The organism is Lysinibacillus xylanilyticus (genome assembly GCF_001183605.1).
Lineage (GTDB): Bacteria > Bacillota > Bacilli > Bacillales_A > Planococcaceae > Lysinibacillus > Lysinibacillus xylanilyticus.
Map to the genome: position 1 here is coordinate 69,968 of NZ_LFXJ01000009.1, position 17,729 is coordinate 87,696.

Sequence of the window (17,729 nt, forward strand, 5' to 3'; positions counted from 1 at the left end):
GACAAAAAATGCCCACAACTTTATACACACTATAAATCTAGTAATACCAACATATCAACAGACTTTTCCACATTGTCCACAATTAAAAATTATTTTATTCACATCATTCTGTGCAAAATAGGCTACTATATATTGAATAATCACAAGTTATGCACAAGTTATCAACATTTTGTGCATAAGTACGGATGTTCGCTGTTTTATTTCTACCTTACCTGTGGATAATTTTCTGAAAAATTTGTCAACTAACTAGATTCAAATTTTCTTATACCCTCTGTTTTCTCAACAATTTTTTCACAAAAGCAAAAAGAGGTATTTTAGAATCAAATCTAAAACACCTCTTTACTATATAATTAATAATGCCTCTGCATAATTTCGTCTGGAATCGGCTTTGTGCTTAGGCCAGTACGAGGGCCAACACGATGTCGGTCATTTCGGTAATGCCACCATAGGACGTGGCGTTCTTAGACTAGTTCCTCTATTTCAGCGGGTGCTTGGACACTCGCTGAAATAAGTTAAACCCAGGATTTTAATTCCATTCCAGGGCGACCGTTCATTGATAAATTGCCTCGAATACCTGCTTCAAACATAGGTGTTGCTGCTGCTCCTATCATAGCGGCATTATCTGTACACATCTTTAATGGCGGCACGAAAAATGGTATGTTTTCTTCAGCAAATACTGTATCAAGTGATGTACGCAAGCCCTTATTAGCCGCTACACCACCTGCTGCAATAACCTGCTTCACTTTATATTCGCGAGCTGCCCGTAATGTTTTCGCCGTTAATACTTCAACTACGCTTTCCTGAAACCCTTTGGCAACGGCAGTCGGACAAATTTCTTCACCACGTTGGTCCATGTTATGTTTGTAATTAATAACCGCTGATTTCAAGCCGCTAAAGCTAAAATCATAAGAATCTTCCTCTAACCAGACTCTTGGGAAAGATACAGCCTCTTCTCCCTCATGTGCTAATTTATCTATTCGCGGACCACCTGGATACGGTAAGCCTAATACACGCGCAACCTTATCATAAGCTTCACCAGCTGCATCATCTCTCGTCTCACCGATGACTTCAAAAGAGCCATGTTCTTTCATATAAACTAGCTCTGTATGGCCACCTGATACAACAAGTGCTAACAATGGGAATTCCATTGGCTGCACGAGTGCATTAGCATATATATGTCCAGCTATATGGTGCACACCTACAATTGGTAAATTGTTAGCAAATGCAAAGGCCTTCGCAGCATTAATTCCAATTAATAATGCACCTACAAGACCGGGGCCCTCAGTAACTGCCACAGCATCTAAATCATCTGGCTTCATATTTGCCTGAGCCAATGCTTCTTCTATGACCACTGTAATTTGCTCAACATGATGACGAGATGCAATTTCAGGTACAACCCCACCAAATCGTTTATGACTTTCTATTTGAGATGCAACCACATTTGAAACAATTTCAGAACCATTTCGAATAATCGCTGCTGCTGTTTCATCACAGCTCGATTCTATTGCTAATATAATTCGATTTTCCATCATAAATTCACCCACATGACAAGGGCATCCTCCCCGTTATCTGTATAATAGCCTTTACGTATGCCACCATCTTGGAAATCAAGCTTTCGATAAAGATTTTGAGCAACTATATTTGTTACTCGTACCTCTAAACTCATAACTTCCATAGTATGGTCTCTAGCAATACGCATTGCCTCTCGCATTAAACCTTCACCAATTCCGCGACCTCGAGCAGCCTCTATAACCGCAACGTTCGTAATTTGCGCTGCGTCTATAACCATCCACATTCCACAAAAACCGATAATGTTATTATATTCATCTATAGCTAGCACATAATGTGCATACTGATTTTCATGCACTTCATAATAAAAAGAATCTAACGTCCATGGTGTAGGAAATGTAGCAAGCTCAATTTCATACACTACTGGTACATCTTCAGATACCATTTTTCGATATGTTACATTACTACTCATGTGCCTTCTCCTTTTGTTCCTTCAGCCAATTCGCCTCCGCCTCGGCAATACGTTTGTATTGCGGGACAAAATGATGAACTGCATCCACACTTGGTAGCTCCACTTTCGTCGCTAATCGAACTGTTTCACTTGCTCGTGGTAAGTCATTACTAAATGGTGTGCGCTGCGCATAATCACCTAGCACCTCTACGATTTTATGCCAAAAAACATCTACATCGGCTCCAACAAATAAAATCGGTGCCTCTAAAGCCTGTAAACGCACTAACAAACCATCTATATGATCGTGATAATCTTCTATAATTGTTTCAAGCTCACAACCTTTATAAACGGCCGTATAGACATTGCCTCTTCGCGCATCAAAAACAGGACAAATAAACCCATCATATAGTGCTGCATTTGCGGCCAATGCCTTTAAGCTAGATATTCCAACTAAAGGCTTTTTCAATGTCCATGCTAATGTTTTAGCAAGCGTCACACCTATTCGTACACCTGTATAAGAACCAGGTCCTTCTGATACAGCAATCGCATCCAACTCGCCTGGCTTTATGCCAGCCTTTGCTAGTACTTCTTCAATGGCTGGCATAGCACCCGCTGAATGCGTTAATTTTATATTTTGTACAATCTCTGCGATCACTTTTCCATCCCTTATTACAGCAATAGAAAGTGGTGCATTCGCTGTTTCAATCCCTAACCAAATCATTTCATTAGCTCCTCACATAATGCCTCATATCGCTTTCCAAGAGGTGTCACTACAAATCGTCGTTGATTTTCTCCGATTCGATAAATTTCTATTCCAAGACGCTCCAGTGGTAAATCCTGTTCAATTAGATGAGCCCACTCGACAACTGACACCGCATCACCATAAAATAGTTCGTCCCATCCAAGATCCTCATCGCTTTCTGCTAAACGATAAACATCTAAATGATTAAATGGTAAACGCCCCTCATATTGCTTTACAATCGTAAATGTCGGGCTATTGACCGTTCTCGTCACACCAAGTCCCTTCGCTAATGCTTTCGTAAATGTCGTCTTACCAGCGCCCAAATCACCCTCTAATGTAATTGTATCCTGGGCTTCTAGTAAGCTTGCTAGCTTCAACGCAAAATTCTCAGTATCATCAAGTGAATTCATTATTTTTTCATACATCATCTCTTATTCCTCTCCTAGCTCCATTACTTCTAGTTTACCGAAACAAGCGTAAATGTTCAAAACATCCAATGGATTTCAAAAAAAACAATTACACCTTAGTGTAATTGTTTCAGCTTGTCGACCAAAAATATAAATACTGTGTATCTCATAAACAAAGTTATTTTCGCCCTGTGTAAGTACTCATAATGGGGTAGTCGGCAAGCTGAATCTACTCATCAATTAAGCCTTTGCTAAATTGTCGCTGACGATACTAAACTATATGCTGAATCAAGATAAAACGCTCGCTCTTATTTTTTATGCCCCTTTACCTCAGTAACCTTTTTATCAACCAATTTATCATCTTTAAATTGTACTATATATGTTTTTGTCATAAGTATTTCATCATTCCAGCGATATTGATCTTTTTTTACTTTGTCCCCTGCTCCTCCTGCAATTTTTACCACTTCCATATATGACATACCTTCTTTTAATTTTTCAAATTCTGTTTCATTCATATTTTTCTGCCAATGGTACGCATTGGACTCTTCTATGTCTAAAATAGGATTTCCACAGCCTGCTAGTGTTATAAGAGCACCTATTAGTAAGCTTATATTCAGACGTTTTATATGAAAATAATTTCGCATGCTAACACCTCCAAATTCCTTCATACGTAAGGAATCGATAAAAAGTAGATTATCTGTACCAAAAGTGAAGTGTCGGGGAAAAAACTTTAATCTAAAAATCTATGGTTACCCGAACAAATATTATAGAACCAATTTTATCGATATCCATTAATTCCCTTATATAAACAATAAAAAAAGTTCTTATGATTTAAAAGCATCATAAGAACTATATTATCGTTTATAATGGCGGTCCCGACCGGGATCGAACCGGCGATCTCCTGCGTGACAGGCAGGCATGTTAACCGCTACACCACGGGACCTCTTTAAGACATTTATAAATATATCATAGAATAATAACATATGCAATATTTTTTTGTTTTTTTTGCGCATCACCAAAAATTTGGGATGATATTTTGTTATTGGAGTGAAGGCTTACGGCTCGCCCCCTAGAAAGCAACGGAAATTAACCCCCTCCTTTGTTTTTATTGCACGATAGCTCCTGCACAACAAACATATATGTATACTCATGCTGACACCTTATTCGCTCTAAATTTTTGGCACGAATCTTGCAGTATATTTAAAAAGGGGGAATTATAACATGTCGCTACTAGAACAATTACATGTAGCATTACGAGTACAAAAATCGGATGTGCTCATGAGGCTCGGGCCACACCAAAGGAGAGCGTCTCCCGGAATGAAATTCGCAGTCAAGTACATATATTGGTGAAGAGCCTTGTTACATTATTTATACACACTCATAATAATGTTCATTTTTTAAGACATTTTAAATATCTTTAATATAGACATTTATCACTCTAAAAATGTCAAAAATTATTGTTACTAATACTCAATAGCATCATTTTCTATAGATTTAAGCACTTAAATAGAGAATGGAGGTTTTAAAATGCAACTTTCTATTAAACAAACTCATGATTTGAATTTAGTTATGACTGCCCAACTTCGTCAAGCCATAGAGTTACTACAATATTCTACACTAGAATTAGAACAGTATATTCGTGAACAAGAGCTCGAAAATCCATTAATAGAGTTAAGTGAACCGATATTTCAAGAACGTACACATTTTTCAAAAGGTGTTAGCCGTCACACAAGTATCTTGGAACATGTAACTAAATATGAAAAAAATATTCGTGATGATTTATTTGAGGAAATTAAGCTAACCTTGCATAAAGATAAGGACATTAAACTGCTTAAACATATTATTTATCATTTGGATGACAACGGCTACTATGAACAAACAATGACGCCGACTTATCAAGATCATGAAATCGAAAAGGGTATTCACTTATTACAAAACATTGGACCACTTGGTGTTGGGGCACGGAATTTGAAAGAATGCCTACTATTACAAACAATGTATCATGAAAATAGCCCTGCCCATGCAGAAACAGTAATTTCCTTTTATCTTGATGAACTTGCAAATCAAAAATGGAAACAAATTGCCGACGAATTAGATATATCACTTTGTGAATTACAAGAGATTTATCAATTCATTCAAACTTTGCAACCTAAGCTTAGCTCACTGTTTTATCAGGAAGCTATACATCATCATACACCGGATATTATTGTTGAGATTATTGATGGCGTCATCACTTTTTCATTAAATGATTATTATTTACCTAAAATTAATATACATGCGGACTATGCACCATATATTACTGCCAATTCTTCTGAAAAGAGTTATTTTAAAAAGTATTTATCAGACTATCAATGGCTAGTTAACAGTATTGAGCAGCGCCGAAATACAATTATTAAAATCATAAAAGCACTTATTGAAAAGCAAAAGGCCTTTTTTACACATGGCTTTGATGCTATAGAGCCTCTTACCTTGCGTGAAATTGCTGAACAAATTGAAGTACATGAATCGACAGTTAGCCGAGTGACAACGAATAAATATGTACAAACGGCTTTTGGGATATTTGAACTTCGAGATTTATTCACTTCTAAATTACAAACAACTAACGGTAATAGTGTCTCACAAATAAAAGTAAAATCGCTTTTATCAAACTATATCAAAACTGAAAATAAAAATAAGCCTTTCTCAGATCAAAAAATTGCCGAGCATTTCAACACCACACTTGGTATTGAAATATCACGTCGTACAATTGCAAAATACCGTGAAGAAATGAACATTCCGTCATCTGCAAGACGTAAAATGATTCAATTTAATTAACTATTTTAAAAGGAGCTACTCTTAATTTGGTAGCTCCTTTTCCTATAAGCTTACCACCCTAAAGTGAAGTTGATTTCCGTTCTGACTGGGCACTTCCCTAAGGCATACGATGAGCCCGAAGAATCAGCTTAGTTTTGCTTCATATTTACGAAGACACTTTTAACTTCTGTATAGTTGGACAAGCCATATTCGCCGCCCATTTCGCGACCAACACCTGATTGCTTGTAACCTCCGAATGGCATCGTTTCCCACTCTAAACCAAAATCATTAATCCACACCGTTCCTGCTTGTAGCTTACTAGCGATATAATGTGCTTTTTTCACATTTTCAGTCCAAATGCTTGCTGCGAGTCCATACTTACTATCATTTGCACGAGCAATCACTTCTTCTACTGTGTCAAATGAGAAAATAGACATAACCGGTCCGAATATTTCTTCACGAGCAATTGTCATATCATCCTGTACGTCAGCAAATACAGTTGGTTGTACGAAATAACCTTTGTTAAATTCACGCTTTCCGCCTGCTACTAGACGTGCACCTTCCTCTCTTCCTTTTTCAATAAAACCAAGTACTGTATTCAGTTGTTTTTTTGAAACAAGTGGCCCCATATCTGTTTCTGGATCTAGCCCTGGTCCTAATTTTAATACTTTTGCTTTTTCTGCAAGTCGTTCAACAAACTGATCGTATAAGCTACTGTGTACAAAGACCCTTGTACATGCACTACAATTTTGTCCGTGATTGTACATTGTCCCAGCAAATGTTCCTTCTATTGCTTCTTCTACGTCCGCATCTTGTAAAACGATTGCTGGAGATTTACCCCCAAGCTCCAATGTTACACTTTTCACATCGTCTGCTGCTTTTTTCATGACGTGAATTCCTGTCTTTGTGGATCCAGTGAATGCTACCTTGACTACACCTTTATGTGTAACAACAGCCTCACCTGCTTCACCTGTACCTGGTACAATGTTCACAACACCATCTGGGAAGCCGGCTTGTTTCATTAATTGACCTACATACAATAAGGATAGTGGCGTTTCCGCTGCCGGTTTAATAACAACTGTACAACCTACCGCTAATGCCGAGCCTAATTTCCATGCAGCCATTGCAAGCGGAAAATTCCATGGAATGATTTGCCCTACAACCCCTACTGGCTCATGGACAATGTAATTTAAGTAATCCTTTGATACTTGCACCGTTTTTCCTGTAATTTTTGTTGCCCATCCTGCATAGTAACGGAAATGTTGTACAGTACCGTCCACATCATCAGCTAAAGCCGTTTTGTATGGCTTACCATTATCTAATGATTCTAGCTGTGCAAGTTCTTCCCGATGCTCCTCTAGTAAGTCTGCAAATTTATAAATAATACGTGAGCGTTCTGCTGCATCCATGATGGACCATTCATCATCAAATGCTTTTTGTGCAGCCAGTACAGCTATATCGATATCTTTAGCTTGTGCTTCATGTACTGTTGCAATTACTTCTTCATTTGCCGGGTTTAATACTTCAAATGTTTTACCTGATTGAGAATGTACATATTCACCATTAATATATAAACCAATTGTCGATTGTAAAAATTCCTTCACCTTTGGTTTCAATGTTAATAATGCCTCCATTTTGCCACCCCTTCTTATCATCAATTTCACCTTAGCTTCATTGTAGCTGTCGCTTCGCTTTCGCTACAGATAAGCATTGCGTCTGGATTTTGAATTGTCCCAGGCCTGCACGAGGGCAGACACGATTCCTTTCAAAATTACTTATGCTCGATAACAAGTACGTCTAAGTCAGCCAAGATTGCTTTTAGTTGTGCATCTTCTTCCTCAGTTAATGGAAGACGTGGTAAACGGCAAGGTCCACCCGCCCAACCTTTTAATTCCATAGCACGCTTTGCAATTTGTACGTATTTACCTGATCCTTCTAAAAACGCACATAATGGTAATAAACGATCATAAATAGCCCAGGCTTCATCCAGATTGCCGTCTTTTACATTGTTATATAATTCCGTTACAAGTTCTGGCACGATGTTTCCTGATACAGAAATCCAACCAACAGCACCAACAAGGAATGATTCAATTGCTAAATCTTCTGAACCACAGAACACTTTAATGTTGTCTCGTCCTTGACGCACAATATCACGCGCTTTGCCAATGCTACCGCTCGATTCTTTAATATGTGTAATATTTGGTACGTCTCGGCCAACTTTTAATATTGTTTCTAAGCCAATATCCACACCAGAAGTGAATGGATTATTATAAATCATAATTGGAAAGCTTACTGATTCTGCCACTGATTTAAAATGTAAATAGATTTCTTCATCTTTTGGATGTGCGTAATAAGAGTTAATGAGTAAAGCTGCATCTGCTCCTGCTTGTTCAGCTTGTTGTGTATACTCGATTGCCCCCGCTGTTGTTTCTGCAGCCGTACCAACAATTAATGTAATACGACCTTTAATTTGATCAACTGCTACTTCTACCGCTTTAAAGCGCTCTTCTTTAGATAAACTTACGAATTCGCCTGTACTGCCGTTTATGGCAATACCTGTTACCCCTGCATCAATAAAACTCTCGATGTTTTGGCGGAAGCCATCCCAATCGATGTCTGTTTGGTTTAACATTGGCGTTACTAATACTGGAAATGCACCCTCTAATTTTTTCATACTTCTTTCCTCCTAAGTAATTCAATAATATTTACACAATGACAAATCCTTGTTGTAGCGGATCTTCACTGTCTACTACAAATTGATGGATTCCTGTGATATATCCTGTTAATGCAATTTCGTAGCCAACCTCATGTTTGTTTACAATTTCAATACAACTGCAAAAAATACTGTTATTTTTTTGAACAGCCTCATCGCCTAAGACTGCTATTAATGCAAGTGTACTATCTACACTTGGCGAGCGAAGAATATAGCCATCACGTTCAAATGTTACTGAACGCACTTCCCTGTCTACTTTTTCATACAAAATGACACCATCAGCTGCACTATATTTGATACTCTCGTTTACTCCCCAAGTACTAATATTTGCTAGCTCTTCTAGGGCAAGTGCCTTAAATTGTTGTGGCTTTTCTAAAACAATATAACGTCGCTCACCATCTACCACTACAAACTCGTCTTCTACAAGCGCTGGCTTCACTGTTAAATGAACTGACAGTACTGCATCCTTTTTCTCAGAAAGTTGTACATTTACTTCATAAATACCTTTTACTGTTTCAATCGAATAAATATCATTCTCTGACACTTCAATTGTTCCAAGCTCTATTAATGCTGTCGTCGTAGCTACAAGTGCCTCATACTTAAAATCTGTAGAAGCATCATGCTGAAAAAATAATAAACGGAATGATGCAACAGCTGATGGCAAGGTAATGCATCCGTTCATACCACGATGCCCACGTGGTTCATTTAATAGAAGTTGTTTTGTATTTTCAAATTGTGTATTTAGTGCATTAGCCGCTTCCACTATATTTTCCTGAGAAATTACGATAGGCGATTGCACGACTATGCGAAAGGCTTCTCCGACTACCTGTGTATCAATCGTTTGAAAAGATTTATGATAGTTCATATATCTAACCTCCTTTAGTGATCCATTGGTGGAATCATCAGGTAGCCTTCTTTTAACGGGTCCTGATCATTGTAAAAGAATCGATGCATACCCATTACCCATGCAGATCCTGTTATTTCTGGGATAACAGCTGTTAAATCACCAACAGCTACTTCCTCTAGTACACGTGCTTGAAACAATGTACCTACAATACTTTCATAAATGAACGGTTCATTAATAGCGAGCTCATTTTTCGTGTAAAGAGTCGCAATTTTAGCTGAAGTACCTGTACCACATGGCGAGCGATCAATGCCGCCCGGCGGTACAACGACTGTATTTTTTAAATCCGCTAACTCATTTACTGGATCTGTATAAAACTCGATATGCGTTAACCCATGAATAAACGAAAACTCAGGATGTACGATCTCTTCCTTGGCATTCACGGCATTGCGAAGACGAATACCTGTATTAATAATATTCGTAGCATTTTCTACTGATAAATCGAGATCTATTTTTCTAGCATCTATAATGCCGTAAAAATTACCACCATATGCAATTTCACATTCAACAATACCGAGTTCGGTGTCTTCAATTTCAACTGTCTTTAATAGAAAAGAAGGTACGTTTTTAAACGTTACTTCCTTAGCCACGCCATCTTCTACTTTAATTTTTACATCAATTAAACCTGCTGGGGTGTCCAATTTAATATGTGTATAAGGGATTTGAACCTCAATTAAATTCGATTCAACAAGAGCTGTGCAAACCCCAATTGTGTCATGCCCACACATTGGTAAGTAGCCACCCGTTTCAATATAAATCACACCTAAATCAGCTTCTGGATGGCAAGGTTCCGTAATAATAACACCTGACATGACGCTATGTCCTCGAGGCTCGTTCATAAGAAATTTTCGGATCCAGTCAAAGTGCTTTTGCATATAAAGCATTTTGTCCGACATCGTTTTACCTTCAAGCTGCGGCATGCCACTAATGAGTGAACGTGTTGGATTTCCACCTGTATGGGTATCAATTGTTGTAAATAACTTTTGAAATTTCATATGTGGATTACTCCTTTCTTAAATCGATTTATATTTACTGGCTCTGTAGGAATACATGTATCTTTGTGTTGTAACAATTCTTGCACAAGCTTTCCTGTGACTGCCGCTAAGCTAATACCATCCCCTTCATGCCCTGCCGCTATGTAGAAGCCCGGTACCTCCTCTACTTCGCAAATAATTGGTAAATGATCCTCTGTCCATGGTCTTAGCCCCGCATATGTACGAATAACCGACATATCGGCGATTTTCGGATAAAAGCGTACTGCACGTCTGGCAATCATTTTCACGACATCATGATTTACTTTCGTATCAAAACCAACAAATTGGCGACTACTCCCTATTAAAAAGTTTTGTGCTTCTGTCGGTTCAAATACTAAAGCAACTCCATATTTTTCGATATCCGCATCCACTATACGCTCTCCGCCGAATTTAGAAATCAAATAACCGAATTCCATTACCTTTCTTAGACCTACTGGTTGCTGACGTGATGCAACGATAATATGACCTTTACGTGGTTTAATAGGTACGTCAACACCGAGCATTTGTCCAATAGTTGGTGCCCAAATACCACAAGCATTAATAACTTTATTGGCTGTCATTATCCCTTCGTTAGTCTCGATTAAAAACGTGCCACTTGGCTGTTTCTTTATGTTTTTAACTTCTGTATGTTTTCGTATTTTTGCACCAAATTTTTCTGCTGAATGGAACATAGAAAATGTCAGCATATACGGATTCACTGTTGAATCTGTTTTACACTCCAATCCACCATACAAATCATCTGCAAAAAATTCCGACTCGTTTTGCAAGTCCGAACGATCTAACATATTAAAATCCAACCCTGCTTCTTGTTGACGAGTTACCCATTGCTGAGCGGCTTCCATTTCTACATCACTTTCACAAACAAGAATGCTCCCAGGGTTGCGATATTCAAATTTAATTTCCAAATCTTTATCTAACTCATGTACTAATTGCTGGCTTACTAATGACATCTGGCTGTCAAAGCCCGGATCCTTATCTATAGCTAAAATATTTCCATCACAGCGAGAAGATGTACCACTCGCCAATTCATTTTTTTCGAGTACCATTATTTCTAGACCCGCTTTTGCACAATAATAAGCAATTGCACCGCCAATAATACCACCGCCAATAACTACGATATCATGATGAGTTTTCTGCAAGACTCTCCCCCCTTTTTGCTAGCACTTAACATTCTGCAAAAAACGTGCCAATCTATCTATTCTGAATTTGTTTGATAAACTATGTAGTATGTGTCAAAATTATTTATATTATTCAAAAAAATTAGACAAATGAATGATGAGGGGGGATTTATTTTGCATCCATACCATTTAATTATGAATAAAATGTTAAAACTGAATTTGGCTTTTATCCCGATAGAGGATGTCGTGACTATACTTAACGATGACAAGATACAGTACTTTGTCATTGAAAATGAGAAGCCTTATGCAGTGAAACGAGGTAAAAGGAAAAGTGATTTTGACTATATAGCCTGTCAAATTGTCCGCATGGATTGCCCAATCAAAACAGCTCTTGATTATTTGGAGGAATGTGAATTTTTACTAATACGTGATGAAACGAAGCAATATATAGGATATTTATCGAAAGATTCCTTGATGTACGATCTCGCTTATGAGTTAGAGTGTATAAACGCTTATTTAAATACCATTTTAGAAACGATTAATGAATCGTGTACTGTCATTGATCGTAATCAAAACGTGGTTTATTGGACTAAGGGAGCGGAGAGAATTTTTTCCGTATCTGGGGAAAATATTATTGGAAAGCCAATCACAGATTTCTTTAAAGAAGATCAACTTGAAATTTTACATACATTGCAGCATGGAAAATCCGTTTATCAACAACAGCATTTTCCGCGTGAAGATCTAGTTGTAATGATTAATTCCAATCCTGTTATGTTAAACGATCAAACGATAGGCGCAGTCGTAGCCGAAACAGACATTACCCATGTAAAAAAATTAAACGAAGAGCTTCATATTACTTCTGAAAAATTATTGAATTTAGAGAAACAGATGAATACGAACGGCTTAGCCTATGACCCATTTACACTTATTCGTGGTAATAGCCCCACACTTAAAAAGGTGCTCGAAAAAGTAAAAAAGGTCGCAAAAACCGAGGCAAATATTTTGATCTATGGAGAAAGTGGCGTCGGCAAAGAGCTTTTCGCACGTGCAGTCCACGCAATTCGTGAAAAACCAGATGCACCATTTGTAGCCATCAACTGTGGGGCCATTCCAAGTGGCTTATTCGAAAGTGAGATTTTTGGTTATGAAAAAGGAGCCTTTTCTGGGGCACATCAAAAAGGAAAAAAAGGAAAAGTTGAACTTGCACGAGGAGGTACACTGTTTTTAGATGAAATTGGAGAAATGCCTTTAGATATGCAAGTAAAGATTTTACGATTGCTGCAGGAAAAAACATTTTATGCAGTAGGCGGCACAAAAGAAATGGATGTCGATTTTAACTTAGTAGCCGCTACTAACAGGGATCTGAAGCAAATGGTGGAAGAAGGGAAATTCAGAGAAGATTTATATTATCGTTTAAATGTCGTAAATTTCACAGTACCTCCACTTCGTGAACGGGCTTCAGATATTTTGGAGATTAGTAACTACTTCTTATATGAAAAATCCATTAAATACAATCGGCCCATTCAAGGAATTCCTCCTGAAATTGCACAGATTCTTTTGCAGTATCAATGGCCAGGAAATGTTCGTGAACTAGGTAATGTTATAGAACGCCTCGTTGTTTTTTCTGATGAAGGGGCCATTCATATTGAAGATTTACCTGCTGATATTTTAGAAGCCGTTCCAAAAAGTGAACTCAATGTGCGAAAAGATTTTCCACAAGGGACGCAACTAAGCAATCAACTAGAGCATTATGAACGTGATATTATTTCAGAGCAGCTTGCTCTCGTAAATGGCAATAAAAAAATCTGTGCTAAAAATTTAGGCATTACTCGGGCTACATTATACAATCGATTAAAAAAATTAAACATTGATGTCTAATTTTTAAAATTAATGTAAATAATTTTATACACTTTTTTCTTTCGAAATGCGTCAAGACATTAATGTACGTCCAAAAACACTTCATGGCACAGTTCTTGCAGTAACTAATATGTAAATAAAATTCCTTAATTAGGGGTGTAGTTATGCAAAATAAATCTATGATTGTATGTCGTTGTGAAGAAGTTAGCTACGATGAACTTGTAGAAGTAGCATCTGAAAATAATTGCTCTGCTCGTGAACTTAAGCTACGAACGCGGGCAGCTATGGGCTATTGTGGTGGTCGTACTTGTCGTACAATGGTCGATCACATCGCACACAAACATCACCCACGCCAAGACAGTGAAATTTCATTAAAATATCAGGCACCAATTCGTCCTGTGCGGTTTGCCGAACTAGGGGAGGTTAAATAATGACTGAACGTATTATGAATCACCCTGTTTTAGGGGTTTTACCTTCAAAAGACAAAGTGTCTTTCATTTTTGATGACCAAGAATATGAGGGATACAAAGGTGAATCCTTAGCAGCTGCTCTACTTGCAAATGGTATTCGCACCTTACGTGTCCATGAAGAAACAGGTCAACCACGTGGCATCTACTGTAATATTGGTCACTGCTTTGAGTGTCGCGTCAATGTCAACGGCTTAGAAGGAGAACGCGCATGTATAACCCCTGTCTCTGATGGCATAGTTGTGAAAAGTGGTAAGACACTTCCTACGTCGGTCCGTGACTGGAGGAAAAACAATGAAAAATAAAGTAATTATTATTGGTGCTGGTCCTGCTGGGCTTTCTGCCGCTATTACATTAGCAGAAAAAAATATAGCTGTTCTTGTCATTGATGAATACTTATATGCAGGAGGACGCTTACTTGGACAATTATATGAAGAAAGTCCAGGGAAATGGTGGAATGGCATTGCAGTATCTAAGCGTTTATTTGAACGTGCAAAAGCTCTCAATGTCGAACTTTTACTACAAACGAGCGTTTCAGATTTAGAAAAAATTGAGCAAGAGTGGACCGTCCATACAAATAAAGGTGTATTTCGTACAAGGCAGCTTCTGTTAGCTACAGGTGCCGCTGAATCTCCATTCCCAATTCCAGGTTGGACACTTCCTGGCGTAATGTCTGTAGGGGCTGCACAAGTAATGACAAATGTACATCGTGTAAAGCCCGGCAAACGTGGGGTCATTATTGGCGTTAACGTACTTTCCTCAGCCATCGCGATGGAATTACAAATCGCAAGCGTTCAAGTAGCAGCTATCACATTACCCGCTACCAACTTATTAACAGAGGATAGTGGAAACCCTCTAGAGGTCATGAATTCATTACTACATGTATCTCAGATGGCCCCCTCTCCCCTTGTTAAAATCGGAAGTAAATTTATGAAAAATGAATTTATGAAGAAGTTAGGTATTACCTTCTATCCAAAAAATGGAGTAAAAATGTGGGATATTCCAATTATGTTACGAAAAGCAGTCGTCGAAATAGTTGGCAAAGATCAAGTAGAAGGTGTAGTCATTGCAACAGTAAATACTGATGGCTCCATCGTTCTTGGCAGCGAAAAACGCATTAAAGCAGATTTTGTTTGTATAGCTGGCGGTTTATATCCTTTAGCAGAACTTGCTTCTTTAGCAGGTTGTCCATTCCATTATATTGAACAATTAGGTGGGTTTATCCCGTTACATAATGAGCAAATGGAAACTAACTTAGAGGGACTGCATGTTGCGGGCAATATTACTGGTATTGAAGGAGCAAAAGTTGCATTAGCACAAGGCAAAGTTGCTGCGCTTACAATCGCATATAAATTAAATACTGGCACTACAAAGCAAGAAATTCAACGCGCTATTGAAGATGTAGAGACTACAAGGGCTAACGCACATATTCAGTTCCATCCAGAAGTTCTAGCAGGTCGCCAACAATTGAAAAAAATTTGGACAGAGTCATTTCTAAAAGTTACCAAATAAAACTGTCAGTATTTTAGACAAAACAAAAAAGTGTATAACATTTAGCAATTAGAATATTACACTGTGTTACATTTACACGCAGCAAGCATTCGAGTCAGCGTAAACAGCATAACAACCTAAAAAAATCTTTTTCTCATAACACGGAGAAAAGGATTTTTTTTAGATTTATAAGAAAAAGATTTTTTTGACATCTTGCTTAAGACGCCCCCGTAAAGCGTTCTCGGAGTGAAGTGTGTAATCAAGAACATATTTTGATGAAGAGCATTTTTTTATGGCATAAAAAATGCATTAAGAATTATAAGGGAGGGAAGTTTTGAAGGGAGGTATTTTTTAACTATTATCTTCAATTCATAAATTTAAGCTTGAGTAATCCCTAACGATAGCTATGTAGTAAAACGATTTTAGTAGGAAATGGAAGTATACAATCTTAGGGAAATGCCCATAGCGCAAGGAATTTATGAACATAAAAAAAGAATTAGTTGTTCAAGGGGGAAATAATTTGGAAGCAATCATTAATACGTTAGTCGATTACATTTGGGGAAATGCACTCGTTTATTTAGCATTAGGTGTAGGTTTGTATTTTACTATTCTGACTCGAGCTGTACAATTTCGTTATATTCCAGAAATGATACGATTATTGCGTGAACGAAAAGAATCAAATGAAGGAATATCATCTTTCCAAGCTTTTTGTATGGCATTATCTGGACGTGTTGGGGTCGGTAATATCGCAGGGGTAGCTACTGCTATTGCGGCTGGTGGACCAGGTGCAGTTTTTTGGATGTGTGTGATGGCGTTTCTTGGAGGGGCAAGCGCTTTCATTGAATCAACACTAGCACAGGTTTATAAAGAAAAAGCAGATAATCAATATCGTGGTGGATCACCGTTTTATATTGAAAAAGGTTTAAAACTTAAAGGTTTCGCTATTTTTGTAGCACTTGTTATTTGTATTTCTTATGGCATTTTAGTACCCGGTATTCAAGCAAATACAATTGCCACTTCATTTAGTACAGCATTTAATATTTCTCCATATATAACGGGTATAGTGATTGTTGTCCTTTTAGGACTAATAATTTTTGGTGGTGTTAAACGTATTGCTCGAGTTGCCGATAAAATTGTGCCTATCATGGCGCTTGCCTACGTTCTTTTAACACTTATTATTTTAGGTGCTCATGCAAGTGAAATTCCTAATATGATTAAATTAATTTTTACAAGTGCATTTGGTACGAACGAAATATTTGGGGGTATAATTGGTACTGCCATCGCTTGGGGTGTAAGACGTTCAGTATTTTCAAATGTTGCTGGAGCTGGTGAAGCAACATTCAGTTCTGCCGCTGCTGAAGTATCCCATCCAGCTAAACAAGGATTAGTGCAAGGTTTCTCGATTTACATTGATACTATTATCGTGTGTACAGCAACTGCTTTAATGATTTTAATTACAGGTATGTATAATGTAACACCTCCTGGAGCAACAGCGCCTCTAGTTGAAAACATTCCTGGCGTTGTGGCAGGTACTGCTTATACACAAGCGGCAGTCTCTACTGTGTTTAATGATTTTGGTAGTGGTTTCGTGGCTATAGCCATTTTCCTTTTTGCATTTACAACTTTAATGGCCTACTACTATATCGCAGAAACTACCATCGTATATTTAGATAAAAAACTGCAATACCCAGTATTAAAATTAGTTTTAAAATTTGTCTTCTTAATTGTAGTTTATATTGGAAGTGTTCAATCTGTTAGTTTGATGTGGGGTCTTGGAGATATCGGATTCGGCAGTATGAGTTATTTAAACTTTATTGCCATTGTCTTATTAACAAAACCAGCTATAAAAGTTTTGCGTGATTACGACCGTCAAAAGAAGGCTGGGCTCGATCCGATTTTTGATCCGCGAGAAGTAGGCATTGAAAATGCTGATTTCTGGATAGAGTACAGTAACAAACATAAACATAACAAATAGAAAAAAGAGCAACTACAAAAACTATAATGGTTTGTAGTTGCTCTTTCATTGTTTAATTGCCAACAGTTTTAATTTCTTGTCGATGGTAAATTACATCATTTGAACATTTGAGTTTAAGTGTCCGTTTACATCCAACCCTAGGGATTGAAGCGACCACGAGGATATAGTACTTTAGCCTATGCCGTTTCTTTAACAATAAAAAACAGCCAGCACTCAGCTGACTGTTTTCATTGCCTAGCGACGTCCTACTCTCACAGGGGGAAGCCCC

The 17,729-nt window shown here is 37.8% G+C and carries 16 protein-coding genes and 1 tRNA gene; 6 read left to right on the top strand and 11 right to left on the bottom strand.

Annotation, left to right across the window (positions count from 1 at the left end):
• Window positions 1-512: 512 nt before the first annotated feature.
• From tsaD to ACZ11_RS17615, 6 genes are all read right to left on the bottom strand, one after another.
• Window positions 513-1,529, bottom strand: coding sequence for a tRNA (adenosine(37)-N6)-threonylcarbamoyltransferase complex transferase subunit TsaD (tsaD, locus tag ACZ11_RS17590; RefSeq protein ID WP_082172838.1), 1,017 nt, complete (start codon window positions 1,527-1,529; stop codon window positions 513-515).
• Window positions 1,529-1,981, bottom strand: a complete 453-nt coding sequence (rimI, locus tag ACZ11_RS17595; RefSeq protein ID WP_049667839.1) for a ribosomal protein S18-alanine N-acetyltransferase — start codon at window positions 1,979-1,981, stop codon at window positions 1,529-1,531. The genes tsaD and rimI overlap by 1 nt, the downstream gene beginning before the upstream one ends.
• On the bottom strand, window positions 1,974-2,681 hold the full coding sequence (gene tsaB, locus ACZ11_RS17600) for a tRNA (adenosine(37)-N6)-threonylcarbamoyltransferase complex dimerization subunit type 1 TsaB (RefSeq protein ID WP_049667840.1): 708 nt from the start codon (window positions 2,679-2,681) through the stop codon (window positions 1,974-1,976). Before tsaB ends, rimI begins: the two co-directional genes overlap by 8 nt.
• Window positions 2,678-3,127: a tRNA (adenosine(37)-N6)-threonylcarbamoyltransferase complex ATPase subunit type 1 TsaE gene (gene tsaE, locus ACZ11_RS17605; protein WP_201778548.1), complete on the bottom strand. Its 450-nt coding sequence runs from the start codon at window positions 3,125-3,127 to the stop codon at window positions 2,678-2,680. The genes tsaB and tsaE overlap by 4 nt, the downstream gene beginning before the upstream one ends.
• A 290-nt stretch (window positions 3,128-3,417) precedes the next feature.
• Window positions 3,418-3,753, bottom strand: a complete 336-nt coding sequence (locus ACZ11_RS17610) for an arginyl-tRNA synthetase (protein ID WP_049667842.1) — start codon at window positions 3,751-3,753, stop codon at window positions 3,418-3,420.
• A gap of 223 nt (window positions 3,754-3,976) precedes the next feature.
• Window positions 3,977-4,052 (bottom strand) — tRNA-Asp (locus ACZ11_RS17615).
• Window positions 4,053-4,636: 584 nt separating this feature from the next.
• Here ACZ11_RS17615 and rpoN point away from each other — a divergent pair.
• On the top strand, window positions 4,637-5,923 hold the full coding sequence (rpoN, locus tag ACZ11_RS17620; protein ID WP_049667843.1) for an RNA polymerase factor sigma-54: 1,287 nt from the start codon (window positions 4,637-4,639) through the stop codon (window positions 5,921-5,923).
• Between the two features lie 128 nt (window positions 5,924-6,051).
• Here the strand turns inward: rpoN and ACZ11_RS17625 are convergent, their stop codons facing one another.
• The 5 genes from ACZ11_RS17625 to ACZ11_RS17645 form a co-directional block, all read right to left on the bottom strand.
• Window positions 6,052-7,536, bottom strand: a complete 1,485-nt coding sequence (locus ACZ11_RS17625) for an aldehyde dehydrogenase family protein (RefSeq protein ID WP_049667844.1) — start codon at window positions 7,534-7,536, stop codon at window positions 6,052-6,054.
• Window positions 7,537-7,673: 137 nt separating this feature from the next.
• The gene (gene dapA, locus ACZ11_RS17630) at window positions 7,674-8,576 is read right to left on the bottom strand and encodes a 4-hydroxy-tetrahydrodipicolinate synthase (RefSeq protein ID WP_049667845.1); all 903 of its coding nucleotides are present in this window, start codon (window positions 8,574-8,576) and stop codon (window positions 7,674-7,676) included.
• A gap of 31 nt (window positions 8,577-8,607) precedes the next feature.
• Window positions 8,608-9,480, bottom strand: coding sequence for a proline racemase family protein (locus ACZ11_RS17635; protein WP_049667846.1), 873 nt, complete (start codon window positions 9,478-9,480; stop codon window positions 8,608-8,610).
• Between the two features lie 14 nt (window positions 9,481-9,494).
• Window positions 9,495-10,514, bottom strand: coding sequence for a proline racemase family protein (locus tag ACZ11_RS17640; protein WP_049667847.1), 1,020 nt, complete (start codon window positions 10,512-10,514; stop codon window positions 9,495-9,497).
• Entirely contained in the window at window positions 10,511-11,692 is a 1,182-nt protein-coding gene (locus ACZ11_RS17645; protein ID WP_049667848.1) for an NAD(P)/FAD-dependent oxidoreductase, read from the bottom strand. Before ACZ11_RS17645 ends, ACZ11_RS17640 begins: the two co-directional genes overlap by 4 nt.
• 153 nt (window positions 11,693-11,845) lie before the next feature.
• On the opposite strand from ACZ11_RS17645, the gene ACZ11_RS17650 reads away from it, so the two are divergent.
• The 5 genes from ACZ11_RS17650 to ACZ11_RS17670 all read left to right on the top strand — a co-directional run bounded on the left by ACZ11_RS17650 (window position 11,846) and on the right by ACZ11_RS17670 (window position 17,461).
• A complete protein-coding gene (locus tag ACZ11_RS17650) occupies window positions 11,846-13,549 on the top strand; it encodes a sigma-54 interaction domain-containing protein (RefSeq protein ID WP_049667849.1) in 1,704 nt (567 codons plus the stop codon).
• Window positions 13,550-13,692: 143 nt separating this feature from the next.
• The gene (locus ACZ11_RS17655; RefSeq protein WP_049667850.1) at window positions 13,693-13,959 is read left to right on the top strand and encodes a (2Fe-2S)-binding protein; all 267 of its coding nucleotides are present in this window, start codon (window positions 13,693-13,695) and stop codon (window positions 13,957-13,959) included.
• Window positions 13,959-14,300, top strand: a complete 342-nt coding sequence (locus ACZ11_RS17660) for a (2Fe-2S)-binding protein (protein WP_049667851.1) — start codon at window positions 13,959-13,961, stop codon at window positions 14,298-14,300. The genes ACZ11_RS17655 and ACZ11_RS17660 overlap by 1 nt, the downstream gene beginning before the upstream one ends.
• The gene (locus ACZ11_RS17665) at window positions 14,290-15,507 is read left to right on the top strand and encodes an NAD(P)/FAD-dependent oxidoreductase (protein WP_049667852.1); all 1,218 of its coding nucleotides are present in this window, start codon (window positions 14,290-14,292) and stop codon (window positions 15,505-15,507) included. The genes ACZ11_RS17660 and ACZ11_RS17665 overlap by 11 nt, the downstream gene beginning before the upstream one ends.
• Window positions 15,508-16,006: 499 nt before the next feature.
• A complete protein-coding gene (locus ACZ11_RS17670) occupies window positions 16,007-17,461 on the top strand; it encodes an alanine/glycine:cation symporter family protein (protein ID WP_049667853.1) in 1,455 nt (484 codons plus the stop codon).
• Window positions 17,462-17,729 lie beyond the last annotated feature (268 nt).

Excerpts from the sequence above, each read along its gene's own strand:
- ACZ11_RS17655 (WP_049667850.1), top strand. The coding sequence starts at position 13,693 with ATGCAAAATAAATCTATGATTGTATGTCGTTGTGAAGAAGTTAGCTAC.
- ACZ11_RS17665 (WP_049667852.1), top strand. The coding sequence starts at position 14,290 with ATGAAAAATAAAGTAATTATTATTGGTGCTGGTCCTGCTGGGCTTTCT.
- ACZ11_RS17610 (WP_049667842.1), bottom strand. The coding sequence starts at position 3,753 with ATGCGAAATTATTTTCATATAAAACGTCTGAATATAAGCTTACTAATA.
- ACZ11_RS17635 (WP_049667846.1), bottom strand. The coding sequence starts at position 9,480 with ATGAACTATCATAAATCTTTTCAAACGATTGATACACAGGTAGTCGGA.
- ACZ11_RS17660 (WP_049667851.1), top strand. The coding sequence starts at position 13,959 with ATGACTGAACGTATTATGAATCACCCTGTTTTAGGGGTTTTACCTTCA.
- tsaB (WP_049667840.1), bottom strand. The coding sequence starts at position 2,681 with ATGATTTGGTTAGGGATTGAAACAGCGAATGCACCACTTTCTATTGCT.
- ACZ11_RS17625 (WP_049667844.1), bottom strand. The coding sequence starts at position 7,536 with ATGGAGGCATTATTAACATTGAAACCAAAGGTGAAGGAATTTTTACAA.
- rimI (WP_049667839.1), bottom strand. The coding sequence starts at position 1,981 with ATGAGTAGTAATGTAACATATCGAAAAATGGTATCTGAAGATGTACCA.
- dapA (WP_049667845.1), bottom strand. The coding sequence starts at position 8,576 with ATGAAAAAATTAGAGGGTGCATTTCCAGTATTAGTAACGCCAATGTTA.
- tsaE (WP_201778548.1), bottom strand. The coding sequence starts at position 3,127 with ATGTATGAAAAAATAATGAATTCACTTGATGATACTGAGAATTTTGCG.
- rpoN (WP_049667843.1), top strand. The coding sequence starts at position 4,637 with ATGCAACTTTCTATTAAACAAACTCATGATTTGAATTTAGTTATGACT.
- ACZ11_RS17640 (WP_049667847.1), bottom strand. The coding sequence starts at position 10,514 with ATGAAATTTCAAAAGTTATTTACAACAATTGATACCCATACAGGTGGA.
- tsaD (WP_082172838.1), bottom strand. The coding sequence starts at position 1,529 with ATGGAAAATCGAATTATATTAGCAATAGAATCGAGCTGTGATGAAACA.